Origin of the sequence: Methylobacterium sp. Leaf465, from assembly GCF_001424705.1 — a bacterium.
GTDB lineage: Bacteria > Pseudomonadota > Alphaproteobacteria > Rhizobiales > Beijerinckiaceae > Methylobacterium.
In genome coordinates, this window is record NZ_LMRA01000035.1 from 1 (window position 1) to 3,302 (window position 3,302).

4 protein-coding genes and 1 pseudogene are annotated in these 3,302 nt (G+C 71.8%); all 5 read right to left on the minus strand.

Annotated elements, in window-relative coordinates; genetic code table 11:
* Positions 1 to 213 precede the first annotated feature (213 nt).
* Positions 214 to 1,623, minus strand: coding sequence for a TAXI family TRAP transporter solute-binding subunit (locus ASG51_RS17315; protein ID WP_056217799.1), 1,410 nt, complete (start codon positions 1,621 to 1,623; stop codon positions 214 to 216).
* 74 nt (positions 1,624 to 1,697) lie between these two features.
* On the minus strand, positions 1,698 to 2,135 hold the full coding sequence (locus ASG51_RS17320) for a BA14K family protein (RefSeq protein ID WP_056217796.1): 438 nt from the start codon (positions 2,133 to 2,135) through the stop codon (positions 1,698 to 1,700).
* Between the two features lie 178 nt (positions 2,136 to 2,313).
* Positions 2,314 to 2,751 (minus strand): CsbD family protein, encoded by a 438-nt coding sequence (locus ASG51_RS17325; protein ID WP_056382126.1) that lies wholly within the window; start codon positions 2,749 to 2,751, stop codon positions 2,314 to 2,316.
* Between the two features lie 73 nt (positions 2,752 to 2,824).
* Complete coding sequence (locus ASG51_RS17330) at positions 2,825 to 3,028, minus strand: CsbD family protein (protein ID WP_056217792.1); 204 nt, start codon at positions 3,026 to 3,028, stop codon at positions 2,825 to 2,827.
* 73 nt (positions 3,029 to 3,101) lie between these two features.
* A pseudogene (locus ASG51_RS17335) lies at positions 3,102 to 3,302 on the minus strand (PhnA-like protein); the annotation flags it as partial.

Below are 3,302 nucleotides of genomic sequence, written 5' to 3' on the forward strand. Positions count from 1 at the left end.
GGCCCTTCAGCAGCTCGGCGAGCTTGTCGCGGTTCTGGTAGCCGGCCACGGCCAGAAGGCCCAGCAGCGCGGTCATCGAGGGGTAGCCCTTGCTCATCGGAGGTCTCCGTTTGTGGGGGTGAACAGGTCTTGAGAAGTGAACAGGTCTCGGGGAGTGAACAGGTTTGGGGGGGGCGAGAAGGGCCGGACCGGCAACGATCCAGGCTCGCGTCGTCAGCCCGCCGCGGCGGCCTCCGTCGATGTCGTGCGCCCGGCCAGATCGCTCGGCTCGGCGGCATACTGGCTGGCGGCGATGGTGCGCTTGACCGTGGAGCGGGCCGCATCGATGGCGATGGCGGCCGCCGACAGGGTGCGGGCCTCGGTCGGGCGTTCGAGGGCGTGCTTGGCGATGTCGCCGGCCAGATCGTCGATCTCGCGGGCGAGCTGTTCCAGGCGCGGCGCGTCGGCGCTGTCCTGGGCCTCCTGCCGGATCTCCAGCAGACGATCGGTGGCCTCCTCGATGCGCTCGCGGCGCAGGCGCGACAGGCGCTGCCCGACCCAGGCGAGCGCCGAGCCGATGCCGCCGCCGAGGAAGGCGACGAGGTAGATCCAGGTCTCGTAACGCTCGACGAAGCCCTGCTGCTCGCGCTCGAAGAAGTCGACGGCGCCGGGATGGATCGGCAGCCGCGCGCTCGTCGCGCCCGCCGTGCTGTCGTAGTTCGGCGCCTGCACGTAGTCGGCCGCCGGCGTCACGTTGGCCATGCCGCTGCGCATCTCGAACAGGTGCTGGGTGACGTCGGCCGCGACCGGTCGGGAGAGGGTGGTGCGGGCCATCAGGCGGTAGGAGGCCCCCACGGTATGGACATCCTCGGCCGGCACCTTCGGACTGCCGCCGAAGGTCTCGGCCGGCATCGTCACGGCCTGGAGGCGCGGCAGGCGCGCGATGATGGCGTCGGCGTTCTCCACGTCGACGAAGGCGACCTTCCCGCTCCGGCTCACCCCCTGCACGATGCCGACGATGCGCTGGGCGGTGGGCGAGGTCGGGGCGATCACCGAGACCACCGCGTCGATCCGCTTGCGGGTGAAGGCGCCCGCGAGCTCCGCCTCCGTCATCTCCACCAGCGCCACGTGGCGCGGCGGCACCGGGCCGTCGGGCTCCTTGTCGAGAAGAGTCAGGCCGTAATGCTCGACCATGGCCTTGATGAGCGCCTGGTCGGCGTCGCGATGGGCCAGGATGGCGAGGCGCTTGCGCTCGAGCTGCGGGAACCGGGTCAGCCCGGAGCCTTCCGGTGAGGCGATGATCATCGCTTGGTCCCGCAGGATCGCCAGGGTCAGGCCGTTGTCGGGCAGGTCGACGTCGGGACGCACGACAGCGAGGTCGGCCCGTCCCTCCTGGAGGGCGGCGGCGCTGTCGCGCACGTCGTCGAGGGCCAGGACCTTGAGGCGGATCTCCTTGTGGCGCTTGGCGAGGGCGTCGGCATAGGCCTGGATCAGGGCCGGCTCGGTTCCGTCCCGGGGCGCCACCGCCACCGTCAGAACCGTGGCGCGGGAGACCCAGTAGGCCACCCCCGCCGCGAGACCGAGGAAGACGGTGAGCAGCAGGAACACGAGCTCCGGGCGCAGGAGGACCTTGGCGAACTTCATCGAGGGTCGTTCGCTCCCGCCCGCCCGGGGCTCCGTCCCCCCCTCGCGTCCTTCGGACCGGCCATCGTCGAGCCCTACGGGCAGGAATGCCGTTCGCCGTCGTTGCCGAGATAGGTTCCGCTGGCCGCATCGTAGGAACGGAAGCGGCGGGCACAGGCGGCCACGGCCTCGGCCGGCACCCCGCGCGGAGCGGCCTGGGCCTGCGAATTCGCGATCGCCCCACCGATGATCGCGCCTGCGGCGAGGCCGGCCACGCCGGCGCCGACCGCCGCGCCCACGCCGGGTCCCCGGCGATAGCCGTAGCCGCGCCGGTAGCCGTAGCCCCGACCGTAGCCGCGCCCACCGCGCCAGCCGTGACGGTGACCGTACCGGCGAAACTGCATGTACGCGGTCGGTACATCCGCGTGCGCCAGGGCCTCGACGGCTGGGCCGCCCGTCGTCGGGGCTGCCTGGGCCGGGAGCCCGACCAGGGCAGCGGCGACGGTGGCGGCAAGGGCGAGGGTCAGCTTCATCGTGAGGTGTCTCCTGACGGATGGTGGAGGTGCGCTGGGGATGGGCTCAGTAGCCGCGCCGGTTCGGCGGGACGGCGGAACGCCCGCCGAACCGGCGGCTGACATAGGCGATGACCTTCGGAAGCAGGAAGGCGGTGAGGAGCTTGCGGATCATGGGATGGTCTCCGGGACTGCGGGATCAACGATTGCGACGGGACAGCCAGCCCACCGCGAAGGCGACGGCGGCGAGGCCGAGGAGCGCGGAGGCGCGGTTGTCGTCGGCGTAGCGCACGGCCTGTCGGCCGTAGGTCGATCCGCGCTTGGCCGCGTGATGGGCGAAGGCGCGACCGTCATCGATGAGGTTTCCCGCCCGGTCGCGCGTCTCGTCGACGAGGTGACGCCCGTCCTCGATCAGGTTCCCGGCGCGGTCGCGCACCTCGTGGGCGATGTCGCGTCCGTCGTCGATGAGATCCTCGGCCCGGTCGCGGGCGCGACCGTAGGCGTACTGGGCGCCGCCGACCACCTGGTTCACGGCGCCGCGCACTTGGCGCGCCGGATCACCGGTGATGCCGCCGACCGCGGTCTGCGCGCGGCCCTTGAGGTGGCGCGAGGCGCCGCGGAACTGGTCTCCGTTCATGGGGAAACTCCTGGGTTCGAGGGGGGATAAGGGGCGGCGGGACCTTGGTCGGGGCTTCGGCCGCCGTCCGGAATCAGTGCTTGCCGGTGACCTTATCGACGGCCGAGGCGATGCCGTCCTTGGCTTCGCCGACGGTGCGCTGGGCCTCGCCCTTGAGCTCCTGGGCCTTGCCTTCGACCACGAGCTTGTCGTTGCCCGTGACCTTGCCGGCGGCCTGCTTGACGTTGCCGGCCGCCTCGTTGGCGAGACCCTTCAGCTTGTCGGTGGTGCTGCTCATGGGATGTCTCCTTGTGTTCGGATGACTGGGATGGGTTGGCCGGCCGGTCGCGGGGACCGGCCGGGACGAGGGCTCAGACGCGGCGGGCGTCGACGCTGTCGGCGAGGGTGAGGCGCTTGGGAGCGCCGAGGCGTCCACCGAGGAAGCCAGCGAGGGCGCCCAGGATCAGGGCGAGCGCGCCGTAGAAGGCGCCCTGGGTGGCGGCGGACTTGGCGGCGACGGCCGCGGCTTCCGCCTTCGCCTTGGCGGTCGCGACGGTCTCGTCGTACTGCTT

Coding starts and splice junctions, on each gene's coding strand:
- ASG51_RS17330 (WP_056217792.1), bottom strand. CDS start 3,028: ATGAGCAGCACCACCGACAAGCTGAAGGGTCTCGCCAACGAGGCGGCC.
- ASG51_RS17325 (WP_056382126.1), bottom strand. CDS start 2,751: ATGAACGGAGACCAGTTCCGCGGCGCCTCGCGCCACCTCAAGGGCCGC.
- ASG51_RS17315 (WP_056217799.1), bottom strand. CDS start 1,623: ATGAAGTTCGCCAAGGTCCTCCTGCGCCCGGAGCTCGTGTTCCTGCTG.
- ASG51_RS17320 (WP_056217796.1), bottom strand. CDS start 2,135: ATGAAGCTGACCCTCGCCCTTGCCGCCACCGTCGCCGCTGCCCTGGTC.